We start from the raw sequence: 14187 nt of genomic DNA, 5'->3' as shown, positions 1-14187 counted from the left end.
CCGGGGGGTATGCTAGGTTCACCGGGTACCCATGGGGGGTATCCGTATCGACAGTGGATGGAGCCGGCACATGAACACCACGACCTACGCCGTCAAGGGCATGACCTGCGGGCACTGCGTGCAGGCGGTCACCGCCGAGGTGGGGAAGGTCGCCGGGGTCACCGCCGTGCGGATCGACCTGGAAGCCGGCGCCGTGACGGTCACCAGCGACGGGCCCGCCGACGAGCAGGCCGTCCGCGCCGCCGTCGACGAGGCCGGCTACGAAGTCGTCGGGCTCCGAGCATGAGGCCGCTGAGCACGCCGGTCCGGCTGGGGGCGTTCGCCGCGGGCCTCGCGGTCGTGTTCGGGGTGGCCTTCGGGGCGGGCCGCCTCGTCGGGCCCGACGCGGTCGCCGGCGAGCGACCCACCGGCGACGCGCACGACCCCGGCAAGGCGCACGACCCCGTCAGCCCGCACGGCACCGTCAGCCCGCACGGCGGTGACCACACGGTCCCGAGCGGCGCGCCCGCCGCCGGCGGCTATGCGATGAAGGTCGACCCGTACACCGGCGGCCTGAGCTTCAGGATCACCGGCGCCGACGGGCGGGCCGTCACCCGCTTCGACACGGTGCACGAGAAGCCGCTGCACCTCATCGTGGTGCGGCGGGACCTGTCCGGGTTCCAGCACGTCCACCCGGCGATGGACGCGGACGGCACGTGGCGGGCGCCGCTGACGCTCCCCGACGGCGGCCCCTGGCGCGCGTATGCGGACTTCACCGCCACCGGCGGGGCGGCCACCGTCATCGCCGCCGACCTCGACGTGCCGGGCACGGCCAAGACCGGGCCGCTGCCCGCGCCCGCCACGACGGCCGTCGTCGACGGGTACACGGTGCGGCTCGACACCCACGACGGCGTGACGCTGCGCGTGGAGCGCGACGGGCGGCCCGTCACCGACCTGCAGCCCTACCTGGGCGCGGCCGGGCACCTCGTGGCGATCGCCCAGAAGGACCTCGCCTACCTGCACGTCCACCCGAAGGAGCCGGCGACCGGCGGTCCCGACGTCCGGTTCGCCGTCGAGGGCGCCACGGAGGGGACGCACCGGCTGTACTTCCAGTTCCAGCACGGCGGCGCGGTGCACACGGCGGAGTTCACGGTGACCGGTGTCGGGGGCGGACATGCCCACAACTGAGCTCGCGATCGGCGGCATGACCTGCGCGGCGTGCGCCGCCCGGATCGAGAAGAAGCTGAACCGGCTCGACGGGGTCTCCGCGAGCGTCAACTACGCCACCGAGAAGGCGCGCGTGGTGTTCCCGCCGACCGTCGTGGTGGCCGACCTCATCGCCACGGTGGAGCAGACCGGCTACACGGCCTCGCTGCACGAGGAGCAGCCCGCGCCGGCCGCCGGTCCCGCGGCGGATCCCGCTGCCGAGGCCCGGCAGCGGCTGCTGGTCAGCGCGGCCCTGGCCGTGCCGGTGGTGCTGCTGGCGATGGTGCCGGCGTGGCAGTTCGAGTCGTGGCAGTGGGCGTCGCTGACCCTCGCCGCGCCGGTCGTGGTGTGGGGCGCGTGGCCCTTCCACCGCGCGGCGCTGCGCAACCTGCGGCACGGCGCGGCCACCATGGACACGCTCGTCTCGGTCGGCACCGCGGCGGCGTTCCTGTGGTCGCTGTACGCGCTGTTCCTCGGCGACGCGGGCATGCCCGGCATGCGGCACCCGTTCGAGCTCACGATCTCCCGCGGGGGCGGCACCGACGCCATCTACCTGGAGGTCGCCGCCGGGGTGACGGTGTTCATCCTGGCCGGCCGCTATTTCGAGGCCCGCGCGAAACGGCGGGCCGGGGCCGCGCTGCGGGCGCTGCTGGAGCTGGGCGCCAAGGACGCCGCGGTGCTGGCCGACGACGGCACCGAGCGCCGCGTCCCCGCCGACCAGCTGAAGGTCGGCGACCGGGTCGTCGTGCGGCCCGGCGAGAAGGTCGCCGCCGACGGGACGGTGCTCGACGGCACCTCCGCGGTCGACGTCAGCATGCTGACCGGCGAGCCGCTGCCCGTCGACGTCGGCCCCGGCGACCCGGTGGTGGGCGGCTGCGTCAACGCGTCCGGGCGGCTCGTCGTGCGGGTGAGCCGCACCGGCGCCGACACGCGGCTGGCGCAGATGGCGCGGCTCGTCGAGGAGGCGCAGAGCGGCAAGGCCGACGTGCAGCGCCTCGCCGACCGCATCGCCGGGGTCTTCGTGCCGATCGTCATCGCGCTCGCCGCCGGCACGCTCGGCTTCTGGCTCGGCACGGGCGGCTCGACGGCGGCCGCGTTCACCGCGGCGGTGGCGGTGCTGATCATCGCGTGCCCCTGCGCGCTGGGCCTGGCGACGCCGACGGCGCTGCTCGTCGGCACCGGGCGCGGCGCCCAGCTGGGCATCCTGATCCGCGGCCCGGAGGTCCTGGAGTCGACCCGGCGGGTCGACACGGTGCTGCTGGACAAGACCGGCACCGTGACCACCGGCCGGATGTCCGTCCTGGCGGTGCACGGCCACCCGGACACGCTGCGCCTCGCCGCCGCCGTCGAACACGCCTCGGAGCACCCGATCGCCGTCGCCGTCGCCGCCGCGGTGCCGGACCGGCCGGCCGTCGCGTCGTTCGCCGCCCACGCCGGGCACGGGGTCAGCGGCATCGTCGAGGACCGCACGGTCTGGGTCGGCCGCCCCGCGTTCCTCGCCTCGAAGGGGCTGACCGGGTCCGCCGACGCCCCGGACGTCGCCGGGACGGTCGTCGCGGTCGGCTGGGACGGCGCCGTCCAGGGGTTGATCTCGGTCGGTGACACCGTCAAGGCTTCATCGGCCGCCGCGGTACGGCGGATGCGCGACCTCGGGCTGCGCCCCGTCCTGCTCACCGGCGACGCCGAGGCGGTCGCGCGGGCCGTCGCCGCCGAGGTCGGCATCGACGAGGTCGTCGCGGAGGTGCTGCCGGAAGGCAAGCTCGACGTGGTGCGCCGCCTGCAGGGCGAGGGCCGGGTCGTGGCGATGGTCGGCGACGGGGTCAACGACGCCGCCGCGCTCGCCCAGGCCGACCTCGGCCTGTCGATGGGCACCGGCACCGACGCCGCGATCGAGGCGAGCGACATCACCCTGGTCCGCGGCGACCTGACCGCGGTGCCCGACGCGATCCGGCTGTCCCGGCGCACGCTCACCACGATCAAGGGCAACCTGTTCTGGGCGTTCGCCTACAACCTCGCCGCGGTGCCCGTCGCCGCCGCGGGCCTGCTCAACCCGATGATCGCCGGCGGCGCGATGGCGCTGAGCTCGGTCTTCGTCGTCGCGAACAGCCTGCGCCTGCGCCGCTTCAACTGATCGCGTCCAGGAAGCGCTCCGCGGCGACGGCGTTCTCGTAGCGCCAGGTCAGCAGGATCCGGCCGAAGCCCGTCTCCGCGTCGCGCCGGCGCTCGATCGCCGCCCGGACCTTCGCCACCGTCTCACGCTGGGCGGCGACGAGAGGGCCGGGCGGCAGGTCGCGGCGCAGCCGCAGGGCGAGCTTCACCAGCAGCTCCGAGCGCATGTCCCGGACGTGCCCGACGGGCCGGTCCAGCCACTGCCCCACCTCCCGCGCACCGCCGGGGGTGGTGGTCACGATCGAGCGCCGCGGGCCGCGGGCGCCGGCCTCGGTGCTCTCCACACGGGCCAGGTCCAGGGCACCGAGGCGGTCCAGCGACCGGTAGACGATCGGGCGCGGCACGTGCCAGGCCTGCCCGACCGCGCCGTCCTCGGCGGTCAGCGCGGCGATCGCGAAGCCGTGCGTCGGGCCCTCGTCGACCAGGGTGAGGACGATCCATTCGGCCAGCGACAGCACGCCCTTGAGCGTAGTCGCCGAGGCCGGTAGTCTCACTGTGACTACTGGGCGGGAGGGCGAATGACCATCCATGCGCCGATCGGCCAGATGCTCACCGACGGCGAGCGGGTCCGCTGCCACCTGTGCGGGCGATGGTTCCTCTCGGTCGCCAGCCACATCCGGGTCCACGGCTGGAGCAAGGCCGACTACATCGCCACGTTCGGCCTGGAGCTGGGCAACCCGCTCAGCGGCCAGCCGACCCGCCGGCGCCGCTCCGCCGCCCTCCTGGCCCGCAAGGTCGAGCCGGCGATCCGCAACGCGCAGCAGCGGGCCCTGACCCGGTCCCGCAGCGGCGCCCTCGCCGAGGCGGCGGCCGAAGCGGCCCGCGGGCGCCAGCACCCGGCCGAGCGGCGGGCCAAGACCCTCGCCGCGCTCGCCGTCGTCGACCCGCGGGCCCGCGCGGAGGGCAACCGCCGGCGCGCCCTGCAGCACCGCGAGCGGCTCACCCGCGAGGTCGCCGCGCGCTTCGGGTATGCCACCTTCGACGACTACCTGGCCGACCGCTTCGCCTCGGGCATGAGCATGGCCGCCGTGAGCCGGGAGGCCGGGCTGCACAAGGACTGGGTCTCCCGGCACCTGTCCGCGTCCGCCGCCCCCACCGCGCCCTCGCCCGAGCGGCTCGCTCCCGCGGCGCGGCGGCTCGGGTTCGCGGACACCCGGGCGTACCTGCACAGCGCCCACGTCGAGCAGCACCGCAGCGTCGCGTCGATCGCCGCCGAGGCCGGCGTGACCAGGTCGGCGGTCCTGACGGCGTTGCGCCGGCACGGCATCGACGCCGTCCCGCACGCGGCGAAGCGGCACCACGCGGCCGCGCGGGGCGACGCGGTGGCGCGCGCACTCGGGTACGACACCCTGCGCGCCTACATCGCCGACCGCCGCGCCGCTGGGGCACCGTGGACGACCATGGCCACGGAGGCCGGCCTCCCCGCCACAACATTGCGCCGACACTTCGCCGCAACAGGATCAACACATTGATGTTAGTCGATTTTACCTCAGTCTCGGCGCGCGTTACTCAACGGGGTTGACGCCCGCCGATAGCATCCACCAACATCTCAGTCGATCACTTCCCCGATGCAGTGAAAGGACGAGGTCCTTGACTGAGACCCCGCTCTGGTTGCAAGGCCGCACCGCCGTCGTCGACGCGACCGACGAGGCACAGTGGCGCGAGGGCACCCCCGACTACCACCTGTCGCACACGGTGATGCCCGAGCAGCGGACCCACCATTTCGCCCCCGACTCCCTCGAGGCCGTCGTGGAGCGCATCGTGCAGGTCTTCGAGATGGAGGTCTCGCACAAGAAGGACCCCGCGACCTGGGTCTCCATGGTGACCGAGCACTTCCGGACCAACGTCAACGGCGGCCCGTGGGCGACCGCGCAGGACATCGCCGACATCGGCAGCTACAACATCCTGATCGGTGACAGCGCGTTCTACAAAACGGGACAGGAATCGTTCGAGTCCTCCCACCACATTTTCCACAAAGCATTTCCCACCGGTTTCTACTGGGAGGTGCTGGAGGTGCTGAGCCCTCCCCCGGTCGTCACGTTCAAGTGGCGCCACTGGGGCGCGTTCACCGGCGAATACCACGGTTTCCAGCCCAACGGCGAGACCATCGAAATGTTCGGCATCAGCATCGCGAAGGTGACCGACGACCTGAAGCTGCTGGAGGTCGAGCACTATTACGACCCGAACAACTTCCTCGGCAAGCTGACCGGCGGCTGCCCCGTCGCGCACTGACCCCCGTCGCGGCCGGGCACACCGCGCGTGTGCCCGGCTACGATTGAGGATGGACCAACTCTTCCAGCGCTACATCCACGCCGGCGCCATCAGCCGCGACCCGGACGCCCTGGCCGCGCTCTTCACCCCCGACGGCGTCCTCGAGGCTCCCCTCGCCCCGCCCGGCGGTACCTACCCGCACCGCCTCGAAGGCCGCGACGCGATCCGCGCGGGCATGGCCGCCTGGTATGCGCTGCCGAGCGAGGACACCCGCACCGTCGACTTCGGACGGTCCCGCTACGTCCTGCACCAGACCGCCGACCCCGGCGTCTTCATCGTCGAGATCGACACCGCGTTCACGGACTCGACCGCCATGTCCCTGGTCCAGATCTTCCGCGTCCAGGACGGCCTCATCGCCCACCTGCGCGACTACTTCGCGTCCTGAGCCGAGCGCGCCGGGCGCCCGGCCGCCGGCACGCCCGCGCCGCCGCACAGGCTCCGGCGGCCGGACACCCCGCCCGGCCGGCCCACCTCGCGAGCATCCCGCGCCCCGCGGGTCGATCTACCACCACTTCCCCGAGGGCAAGGACCAGCTCGTCGGCTCCGCGCTCGACCTGGTGGCGGGGCGGATGCTCGACGGGCTCGGGCAGCTGGAAGGGCGCGGGGTCGTCGAGGTCACCGAGCACGTCCTGCACCTGTGGCGGACCGTGCTGGAGCGGTCGGCCTTCAGCGCGGGGTGCGCGGTGCTGGCGGTGACCGTGGCGGCGGAGCCGGGCGAGCTGCTGAGCCAGGCGGCGGAGATCTTCCGCACCTGGCGGGCGCGGCTGGGCGGGCTGTTCGAGGCCGGCGGCCTGGACGGCGCGGCGGCGGCGCGGTTCGCGGCGGCGCTGATCGCGGCGACGGAGGGTGCGGTGGTGATGAGCCGGGCCGAGCAGAGCATGGAGCCGTTCGACCTGGTGGCGGCCGACCTGCTCGACCAGGCCCACCGGCTGGCGGGGTAAGACAAGGGGCAGGACGACCGGCAGGACAAGCGGAAAGGGGAGCCCCGGCGCGCGGGACTCCCCTTCCGGCGGGCCGGACTACTCGGCGGTGAAGGTCACCCGGCGACGGCGGCGCAGGGTGGCGACGAGCGCGACGCCGCCGACGAGCAGCGCGGCACCCGTGCCGACCAGCGGCATCGTGCTGCTGGTGCCGGTCACCGGCAGGCTCGGCGTGGTCGACGTGGAGGGCGTCGGCGACGACGAGACCGACTTCGACGGGGACGGCGACGGGGATGCCGACGGCGACTTGGACGGTGACGGCGACGGGCACGGGCTGGTCAGCGGGACCCAGGCGCTCGCGACGGTGGCGTTGAAGCCGTCGGACCACTTCGCCGAGTAGGTGATCTTCACCTTGGTGGCGGGGCGGGAGACGTGGGACTTGAACTTGACCTCGGTGATCTTCGTGGCCCGCGTGGTGGCCGCGATCTCCGTGGGGACCGTCGTGGTCGACAGGACCGTCGTCGCCTGCTTGTCGAGCTCCAGCTTGATGTTGCTGAGCGTGACGACGTTCGCGTAGTCGTTGGTCAGCTTCCAGGAGACCTCGTAGACGCCGTCGACGGACACGCACTCCGCGGAGCCGGTTGCCGCCGATGCGTGCGCACTCGCCGGCGAAGCGAACATGGTCGATAGCCCGACGGCCACGGTCGCGGCGGCCGTGCCGGTCGCAACCCTCCTGAACAGCGTGTTTCCCACGACGACTCCTGCCTCACGAAACTTGACGTCCGACAACATATGGCCAGGCGCGCGCGAGCGACAGCCGTTGCGGGGCAGGAATTTTGGCGCTGGTCCGATTTTGGTGTGATTCATCCTGGAAAATACTCTTGATCGACGACGATCGCCGTGACAGAAGGCGATCGGGCAGGTGGATTTGCGCGACCACCACCGCCTAGGCTGACCGGGCATGAGACGGGGATTGGCGCTGCTCACAGTGATCATGCTGGCCGGTTGCTCCGCCGGGGAGGCGCCCGCGCCACGGGCGACGGCCGAGGCGCCCCGCGCCGGCGACACCACCCAGACCGTCACCATCGGTGACAAGGAGCGCACGTTTCGGCTGCACGTGCCCGCGTCGTACGACCCGGGCCGCCCGATGCCGGCGGTCGTCGCGCTGCATCACAAGCCCGGCAGCGGCGCCACGATGCGTGAGCTGACCGGTCTGGACGCGAAGGCCGACGAGAAGGGGTTCATCGTCGCGTACCCGGAAGGCGTCGGCGGCCAGTTCAACGCGTTCGGCTGCTGCGGGGCGCAGGACGACGTCGGCTTCGTGAAGGCCGTCGCCGGGCTGCTCGTCGAGCGCTGGAAGGCGGACCCGGACCGGATCTTCCTCGCCGGGGTGTCCAACGGCGCCGACCTGAGCTTCCGCGCCGCGGTCGAGGCGCCAGGGGTGTTCGCCGCGATCGGCGCGGTCAGCGGCGGGTTCGCCGGCGGGCGCACCGAGGCGGAGGACTACCGGCCTCCGGCCCCGGTCTCGGTGGTGACCCTCGTCGGCGCCGACGACCCCCAGTCCACCGTCTTCACCACCGGCGTGGACACCTGGCGCAGCCGGATGGCGTGCACGCGGCAGGCCACCGCACCGGCCACGCCGGACCCGGCGGTACACCTGACGACCACGCGGTGCAAGGACGGCAGCGACGTGGACGCCTACGTCGTCGGCGGCGCGGGACACGTGTGGTTCGGCGCGACCGCCGGCGAGCTCAAGGACCCCGCCCCGAAGATCGCCGCGACCGACGTGCTGTGGGCGTTCTTCGCCGTACACCCGCGGCACGGCTAACGTCCCGGCATGAGAACCATGCTGGACTTCCTTTCCGGGCTGGCGGCGCCGCGGCGGGCGGAACTCGCCGCGGCGCACCTGCCCGGCGGGAAGGCAGCGCCGGCCGGCGACCTGGCCGCGCTCGCGGCGGTCCTGATGGAGCCGGGCACGGTCACCGGGACCGTCGCCGTGCTCAGCCTGCCGGAGCTGCAGGTGGCCGAGGCGCTGTCGCTGCGCGCGGCCGGGACCCGGCGGGCCGACCTGGCGCGGCTGCTGGGCGTGGCCGCCGGCGACGCCGACCTGGACATGATGCTGGGCCGGCTGGCGTGGCACGCCCTGGCCTGGCCCGACGGCGACTGGATCCGCACCGCGCCGATCCACCGGGTGATCGTCGGCGGCTACGGGTTCGGCCCGTCGGCCCGCATCGAGCTCTCGCAGCTGCCGCTGGACCGGTTGCAGCGCGTGGCGTACAACCTGGACGCGCCCGTCGGCCGGGACCGCGCGGCGCTGCTTGACGGGATCTGCGCCGCGCTCGCCGACGCGGCGACGGTCCGGGCGAAGTTCGCCGCCGCGCCCGAGGCCACCAGGGACCTGCTGCTGTCGCTCGCGGAGGGCGACCCGTTCTACTTCGACCCGCGGCAGATGGGGGCGCTGCGGGTCAACCGGCCGACGCCGCTGCGCTGGGCCGTCGACCACGGCCTGCTCATGTGGAACCCGGTGGGCATGACGGCGGCGGCCCTGCCCAGCGAGGTGGGGGTCGTGCTGCGGGACGGCTTCCGGGCCGACTTCGACCCCGCCCCTCCGCTGCAGGTGCCGGTCGAGGTCAGCGCCGAGATGGTCGAGCGCGACGGCGCCGCCGCGGTCCGGTCCGCGCTCGCGCACGTCACCGCGCTGCTGGAGGCGTGCGGCCGGGCGCCGGTGCCGATGCTGAAGGACGGCGGGGTCGGCGCCCGCGAGCTGCGCCGGCTCGGCAAGGCCATCGGCGGCGACGAGCCCGGCATGCGGCTGTGGCTCACGCTCGCCGGGGTCGCCGGGCTGATCGGCGTCACCGGCAACCGGATCGCGCCGTCGGCCCGCTACGACGACTGGCTGGAGCTCGACCCGCCCGCGCAGTACGGCGAGCTGCTCAGGGCCTGGCTGGCGATGGACGCCGTCCCGCTGGACCCGCGGGCGCCCGCGCTGCTGCGGACCGAGCGCGACGAGGCGGTGAGCGTGCTGCGCCGCAGCCTCGTGTCGATGCTCAACGGCCTGCCCGCCGGCTACGCGCTGCCGTCGCTGGAAGGGGTCAACGCGCTGCAGATGTACATGCGGCCGCTGCTGACCGGAGCGGACACCGAGGAGGCCCGGCCGACCACGGTCATGCTGTGGCGGGAGCTGGAGCTGCTGGGGCTCGGCGCCCTGCACGCGCCGACAGGGCTGTGCCGCGCCCTCGCCGCCGAGGCCGGCCTGGACGGCATCCCGCGGCGCGCGGCGCTGGACGCCGAGCTGGCGCGGCTGATCCCGGCCGCGCAGCGCACGGTGCTCCTGCAGAGCGACCTGACCGCGGTCGCGACCGGTGCCCCGGCGCCGGGACTCGCCGCGCTGCTCGACCTCGCCGCCGACCGGGAGTCCCGCGGCGGCGGCCACACGTGGCGCTTCAGCGAGGCGTCGGTGCGGCGGGCGTTCGACACCGGCTCGACCGCCGACGACCTCCTCGGGGCGCTGCGCGAGGCGGCGACCGGCGGGCGGGTCCCGCAGCCGCTGCAGTACCTGGTCACCGACCTCGCCCGGCGGCACGGACGGCTGCGGGTCCGGCCCGTCGCGTGCGTGCTGCGCAGTGAGGACCCGGCGCTGCTCGCCGAGCTGACGCGGGTGAAGAGCCTGGCGGGGCTCGGCCTCACCGAGCTCGCCCCGACCGTCTACGCCAGCGTCCTGCCCGTCGCCGACACCCTCGCCGCGCTGCGGGCCGCGGGATACGCGCCGGCGGGTGAGCGCCCGGACGGCACGATCGCCTTCGAACCGGTCACCAGACACCGGGTTCAGGACAGCTCCTGACCGCAACCGCCGATAACGTCCTGGGCGTGATCCTCACCAGGCGGCAGCTCAACCGCACCTACCTGCAGCGCCAGCTGCTGACCACCCCCGACGCCGAGCCCGACCCGAGGCCGGTCGACGAGGTCGTCGCGCACCTCGTCGCGGTGCAGGCGCAGGAGGTCGACGCGCCCTACGTCGGCCTGTGGACCAGGACCCGCCGGACGCGGCACGACGAGCTCACCGAGGCGCTGACCGACCGGCGGGTCGTGCGCGGCGGGCTGCTGCGGCGCACGCAGCACCTGACCACCGGCGCCGACTACCGCTGGCTGCGCCCGCTGCTGAAGGCCCGGCTGGGGACCGGCGGGCTGTCGCCGTTCGCCGCCGAGTTCGCCGGGCTGGACATCGCCGACATCGGCGCGGCCGGCCGGGACATCCTGCGGGACCAGGTGATGACCCGGCCGAAGCTGGCGAAGGCGCTCGGCGAGCGGTTCCCGGGCCGCAAGGGGATCGCCCTGGCGTGGGTCGTGCAGTTCCAGGAGAACCTGGTGCACCCGCCGCCGTCCGGGGTCTGGCGCCGCCGCGGGCACGTGGCCTGCGCGCTCGCCGAGGACTGGCTGGGCGGCCCGCTGGAGGAGCGGCCCCTCGTGTCGACGCTGCTGCGCCGGTACCTCGCCTCGTGCGGCCCGGCGAGCGTCGCGGACCTGCAGAACTGGTCAGGGCTCAAGCGGGTGCGCGACGAGGTCGAGGCGGAACGCCCCCGGCTGCGGGTCCATCACGACGAGCGCGGGCAGGAGCTCTTCGACCTGCCCGACCTGCCGGTCGCCGGCGGGGACGAGGAGCCGCCGGTGCGCTTCCTGCCCGAGTTCGACAACCTGGTGCTCAGCCACGAGGACCGGACCCGGATCATCAGCGACGAGGACCGCGCGAAGGTGTGCCCCGGCTACTCGATGGTGCACCCGACGTTCCTGGTCGACGGGTTCGTCGCGGGCATCTGGTCGGTGACCCCGGCGGCGCTGGCCGTGTCGCCCTTCCGCCGGCTGCCGGACGCGGCCGCCGCCTCGGTGCTGGCCGAGGCCGGCCGGCTGCGCGCGTTCCTTCAGATCGACGCCCCGGTGCGGCTCGACCAGGTCTGAAGGGCCAGCCGGGCGGCGCCGAGGGCGGGGTCGAGCGCGGTGCCGACCGTGCTGCCGCGCGCGTCCAGCGCCGCGAGGACCCCGCGCCGGACCGGCGTGGCACCGGTGAGGAGGCCGCCGGCCAGCACCACCGCGGCGTCCGGGGCGTCGAGGGCGTCGAGCGTGGCGAGCAGCCGCTCGACGCCGGCCGCGACGATCGAGGCCGCCGCCGGGTCGCCCGCCTCGGCGAACTCGCACACGACCGGCGCGAGGGCGGCGAACGAGCCGAACGGCAGGCGCTGCGCCCAGTGCACGAGGTCGTCGGCGGTCGCGGCGCCGGCGTGCAGCGCCACCCGCACGGCGAGCCCCGACGAGGACCAGTGGTGCGCGGCGTGCCGGACGGCCTGCAGGCCGAGCCAGAGCCCGGAGCCCTCGTCGCCGAGCAGCCACCCGAGCCCGTCGGCGGCGCGCACCACCTCGGTGCCTTCGATCAGCGCCGCGACCGCACCGGTGCCGGCGATGAGCACCGCGCCACGGAGCCCCCCGGCGGCCGAGGCGCGGCCGGGCTCACCGCCCCCGCCCGGGAAGCCCGGGAACTCGCCGCTGCCCGCGGAGAAGGCGGTGACGGCGTCGGCGACGACCTCGATCGGGCAGGTCAGGCCGAGGTCGGCCCACTGGGCGGCGAAGCCGGCGGCGACGCCGGGATCAGCGAGGATGCTGACCCCGGCGACTCCCACCACACCCGCGACGACCCCACCCGGGTCGTGCGGGCCGAGTGCCTGCCGGACCGCCGTCCCGATCGCAACCGCGGCCGCCGACCCGACAGCGGACGGGTTGCCGGGACCCGCGGACCCGCGCCCCAGGACCGTCCCGTCCGGCGAGGTGAGGACCGCTTTGGAGGCCGTCCCGCCGGCATCGACCCCGAGGATGAGCACCATGGTCACGATCGAACCATGGAAAATGGTTGTTGACTAGAAGTTGAAGTGGTCGTAATTTTCATCGCCAAGACGCAACGATGAAAAGGATGACCGGAGTGACGGGTGAAAGCGGCGGGCTGCTGGGACGGCTCCGCATCGAGGGGCCGACCATGCCGGAGGCCCTCGCGAAGATCGCCGAGATGATCCTCAGCGATCCCGAGACGGCGGCGCACGCCAGCATCGTCGACCTCGCGGAGCGGTCCGGCACCTCCACGGCGACCGTGACCCGGTTCAGCCGCACCCTCGGCTTCAAAGGTTACGCCAATCTGCGGGTCGCCATCGCGACCGAGACCGGCCGCGCCGAGCAGGCCCGGTGGGAGACCGACATCAGCGGCGACATCTCCCCCGACGACCCCCTGGACGGCGTCCTCGACGTGGTCACCGCGGCGGACACCCGGGCGATCCAGGCGACCGCAGCGGGCCTGGACGTCGCCGCCGTCGAGCGGGTCGCGGCCGCCATCGCGACCGCCGGCCGGGTCGAGATCTTCGGACTGGGCAGCAGCGGCACCGCCGGGCGGGAGATGGCGTTCCGGCTGGAGCGCATCCGCGTCCCCGTCTGGTACCGGTCGGACACCCACACCGCGCTGACCAACGCGGCGCTGCTCGGCCCCGGCGACGTGGCGATCGGCCTGTCGCACTCCGGCCGGACCCGCGAGGCGATCGAGACCCTCGCCGAGGCCGCCGACCACGGCGCGCTGACGGTGGCGGTGACGTCGTTCGGGCGGTCGCCGCTCGCCGAGGTCGCCGACGTGGTCTTCACGACGTCGGTCCACGAGACCACGTTCCGCGTCGCGGCCCTCTCCGCACTGCACTCGCAACTGCTGGTCCTGGACCTCATCTACGTGGCGGTCGCGCAGCGCACCTACGAACGGACCGCCGAGGCCCTGGAGCTCACGGTGCGCGCTGTGGACGCGCACCGGGTGCCCGACACGAACAGCAACCGCAAGCGACCACGGAGGGAAAAGCCGCTGTGACCAGCATCAGAAGTGGGGATTACGTCGAGGTGGTCCGCGCCGCCATCGACCGCGTCAGCAGCACCCAGGGCGACAAGATCGCGCACGCCGCCGATCTGATGACCGCCACGCTGCAGGCCGGCGGGGTGATCCAGGCCTTCGGCTGCGGGCACTCCGAGGCCCTCGCGATGGAGATCGCCGGCCGGGCCGGGGGGCTCGTGCCGACCAACAAGATCGCGCTGCGCGACATCGTCCTCTACGGCGGCGACCAGTCCGGGGTCCTCGCCGACCCGCAGCTGGAGCGCACGCCCAGCGTCGCGCACCGCCTCTACGACCTCGCCCCCGTCAAGCCCGACGACACGTTCGTCATCGCCTCCAACTCCGGCGTCAACGGCGCCGTGGTGGAGATGGCCCAGCTGGTCAAGCAGCGCGGCCACGCCCTCATCGCGATCACGTCGCTGGAGCACTCCTCCCGGGTCGACTCGCGGCACGAGAGCGGCATGAAGCTCAGCGACTTCGCCGACGTGGTCCTCGACAACGGGGCACCCTACGGCGACGCGTCGCTGCCTTTGCCGGGTGGCGGCGCCGTCGGCGCCGTCTCCTCGATCACCGCGGCCCTGCTGGCCCAGCAGATCGTCACCGAAGTGGTGGCGCGGCTGCTGGCACTCGGCGTCACGCCGCCGGTCTACCTGTCCGACAACGTCCCAGGCGGGCGGGAGCACAACGCAGCACTCGAAGCGCGGTACGCCGGGCGCATCCGGCGTACCGCTTAGGAGAGAA

The 14187-nt window shown here is 74.0% G+C and carries 15 protein-coding genes; 12 read left to right on the top strand and 3 right to left on the bottom strand.

Annotation, left to right across the window (positions count from 1 at the left end; genetic code table 11):
• Window positions 1-70: 70 nt before the first annotated feature.
• Genes ACZ6TV_RS48430 through ACZ6TV_RS48420 form a run of 3 tightly spaced genes read left to right on the top strand, consistent with a single transcriptional unit; the run spans window position 71 to window position 3316 of the window.
• The gene (locus tag ACZ6TV_RS48430; protein ID WP_465307235.1) at window positions 71-286 is read left to right on the top strand and encodes a heavy-metal-associated domain-containing protein; all 216 of its coding nucleotides are present in this window, start codon (window positions 71-73) and stop codon (window positions 284-286) included.
• The gene (locus ACZ6TV_RS48425) at window positions 283-1167 is read left to right on the top strand and encodes a hypothetical protein (RefSeq protein WP_465307233.1); all 885 of its coding nucleotides are present in this window, start codon (window positions 283-285) and stop codon (window positions 1165-1167) included. Before ACZ6TV_RS48430 ends, ACZ6TV_RS48425 begins: the two co-directional genes overlap by 4 nt.
• Window positions 1154-3316 carry a heavy metal translocating P-type ATPase gene (locus ACZ6TV_RS48420; protein ID WP_465307231.1) on the top strand — a complete coding sequence of 721 codons (2163 nt, stop codon included), beginning with the start codon at window positions 1154-1156 and terminating at the stop codon, window positions 3314-3316. The genes ACZ6TV_RS48425 and ACZ6TV_RS48420 overlap by 14 nt, the downstream gene beginning before the upstream one ends.
• Here ACZ6TV_RS48420 and ACZ6TV_RS48415 read toward each other — a convergent pair.
• A complete protein-coding gene (locus tag ACZ6TV_RS48415) occupies window positions 3309-3812 on the bottom strand; it encodes a PadR family transcriptional regulator (RefSeq protein WP_465307229.1) in 504 nt (167 codons plus the stop codon). The genes ACZ6TV_RS48420 and ACZ6TV_RS48415 overlap by 8 nt on opposite strands.
• A gap of 60 nt (window positions 3813-3872) precedes the next feature.
• On the opposite strand from ACZ6TV_RS48415, the gene ACZ6TV_RS48410 reads away from it, so the two are divergent.
• From ACZ6TV_RS48410 to ACZ6TV_RS48395, 4 genes are all read left to right on the top strand, one after another.
• Window positions 3873-4826 carry a hypothetical protein gene (locus ACZ6TV_RS48410; protein ID WP_465307227.1) on the top strand — a complete coding sequence of 318 codons (954 nt, stop codon included), beginning with the start codon at window positions 3873-3875 and terminating at the stop codon, window positions 4824-4826.
• 118 nt (window positions 4827-4944) lie between these two features.
• Window positions 4945-5586, top strand: a complete 642-nt coding sequence (locus ACZ6TV_RS48405; RefSeq protein ID WP_465307225.1) for a SnoaL-like polyketide cyclase — start codon at window positions 4945-4947, stop codon at window positions 5584-5586.
• A gap of 49 nt (window positions 5587-5635) precedes the next feature.
• On the top strand, window positions 5636-6010 hold the full coding sequence (locus tag ACZ6TV_RS48400; RefSeq protein ID WP_465307223.1) for a nuclear transport factor 2 family protein: 375 nt from the start codon (window positions 5636-5638) through the stop codon (window positions 6008-6010).
• Window positions 6011-6182: 172 nt separating this feature from the next.
• Window positions 6183-6566 carry an LmrA/YxaF family transcription factor gene (locus ACZ6TV_RS48395; protein ID WP_465307221.1) on the top strand — a complete coding sequence of 128 codons (384 nt, stop codon included), beginning with the start codon at window positions 6183-6185 and terminating at the stop codon, window positions 6564-6566.
• A gap of 78 nt (window positions 6567-6644) precedes the next feature.
• On the opposite strand, the gene ACZ6TV_RS48390 is transcribed toward ACZ6TV_RS48395, so the two are convergent.
• Window positions 6645-7298 (bottom strand): LPXTG cell wall anchor domain-containing protein, encoded by a 654-nt coding sequence (locus ACZ6TV_RS48390; RefSeq protein WP_465307219.1) that lies wholly within the window; start codon window positions 7296-7298, stop codon window positions 6645-6647.
• A 208-nt stretch (window positions 7299-7506) separates the two neighbouring features.
• On the opposite strand from ACZ6TV_RS48390, the gene ACZ6TV_RS48385 reads away from it, so the two are divergent.
• The 3 genes from ACZ6TV_RS48385 to ACZ6TV_RS48375 are packed head-to-tail and all read left to right on the top strand — an operon-like array spanning window position 7507 to window position 11498.
• Window positions 7507-8373: a CE1 family esterase gene (locus ACZ6TV_RS48385; RefSeq protein ID WP_465307217.1), complete on the top strand. Its 867-nt coding sequence runs from the start codon at window positions 7507-7509 to the stop codon at window positions 8371-8373.
• Between the two features lie 9 nt (window positions 8374-8382).
• Window positions 8383-10386: a helicase-associated domain-containing protein gene (locus ACZ6TV_RS48380; RefSeq protein ID WP_465307215.1), complete on the top strand. Its 2004-nt coding sequence runs from the start codon at window positions 8383-8385 to the stop codon at window positions 10384-10386.
• A 26-nt stretch (window positions 10387-10412) separates the two neighbouring features.
• On the top strand, window positions 10413-11498 hold the full coding sequence (locus ACZ6TV_RS48375) for a winged helix DNA-binding domain-containing protein (RefSeq protein ID WP_465307213.1): 1086 nt from the start codon (window positions 10413-10415) through the stop codon (window positions 11496-11498).
• Here the strand turns inward: ACZ6TV_RS48375 and ACZ6TV_RS48370 are convergent.
• Window positions 11462-12415, bottom strand: coding sequence for an N-acetylglucosamine kinase (locus ACZ6TV_RS48370; RefSeq protein WP_465307281.1), 954 nt, complete (start codon window positions 12413-12415; stop codon window positions 11462-11464). The two genes, ACZ6TV_RS48375 and ACZ6TV_RS48370, sit on opposite strands and share 37 nt — an antisense overlap.
• An 86-nt stretch (window positions 12416-12501) precedes the next feature.
• On the opposite strand from ACZ6TV_RS48370, the gene ACZ6TV_RS48365 reads away from it, so the two are divergent.
• Both ACZ6TV_RS48365 and ACZ6TV_RS48360 read left to right on the top strand, forming a co-directional pair.
• Entirely contained in the window at window positions 12502-13428 is a 927-nt protein-coding gene (locus ACZ6TV_RS48365) for a MurR/RpiR family transcriptional regulator (protein WP_465307211.1), read from the top strand.
• Window positions 13425-14180 carry a sugar isomerase domain-containing protein gene (locus ACZ6TV_RS48360; protein WP_465307209.1) on the top strand — a complete coding sequence of 252 codons (756 nt, stop codon included), beginning with the start codon at window positions 13425-13427 and terminating at the stop codon, window positions 14178-14180. The genes ACZ6TV_RS48365 and ACZ6TV_RS48360 overlap by 4 nt, the downstream gene beginning before the upstream one ends.
• The last annotated feature ends 7 nt before the right edge of the window (window positions 14181-14187 follow it).

It is taken from the genome of Dactylosporangium sp. NPDC051087 (assembly GCF_055586325.1).
The sequence above is the reverse complement of the archived record's forward strand: the minus strand, read 5'-3'. Positions and strand labels throughout refer to the sequence as shown.

Bases quoted from the DNA above. Each gene is read 5' to 3' on its own strand.
- ACZ6TV_RS48430 (WP_465307235.1), top strand. From the start codon at position 71: ATGAACACCACGACCTACGCCGTCAAGGGCATGACCTGCGGGCACTGC.
- ACZ6TV_RS48425 (WP_465307233.1), top strand. From the start codon at position 283: ATGAGGCCGCTGAGCACGCCGGTCCGGCTGGGGGCGTTCGCCGCGGGC.
- ACZ6TV_RS48420 (WP_465307231.1), top strand. From the start codon at position 1,154: ATGCCCACAACTGAGCTCGCGATCGGCGGCATGACCTGCGCGGCGTGC.
- ACZ6TV_RS48410 (WP_465307227.1), top strand. From the start codon at position 3,873: ATGACCATCCATGCGCCGATCGGCCAGATGCTCACCGACGGCGAGCGG.
- ACZ6TV_RS48400 (WP_465307223.1), top strand. From the start codon at position 5,636: ATGGACCAACTCTTCCAGCGCTACATCCACGCCGGCGCCATCAGCCGC.
- ACZ6TV_RS48385 (WP_465307217.1), top strand. From the start codon at position 7,507: ATGAGACGGGGATTGGCGCTGCTCACAGTGATCATGCTGGCCGGTTGC.
- ACZ6TV_RS48380 (WP_465307215.1), top strand. From the start codon at position 8,383: ATGAGAACCATGCTGGACTTCCTTTCCGGGCTGGCGGCGCCGCGGCGG.
- ACZ6TV_RS48370 (WP_465307281.1), bottom strand. From the start codon at position 12,415: ATGGTGCTCATCCTCGGGGTCGATGCCGGCGGGACGGCCTCCAAAGCG.
- ACZ6TV_RS48365 (WP_465307211.1), top strand. From the start codon at position 12,502: ATGACCGGAGTGACGGGTGAAAGCGGCGGGCTGCTGGGACGGCTCCGC.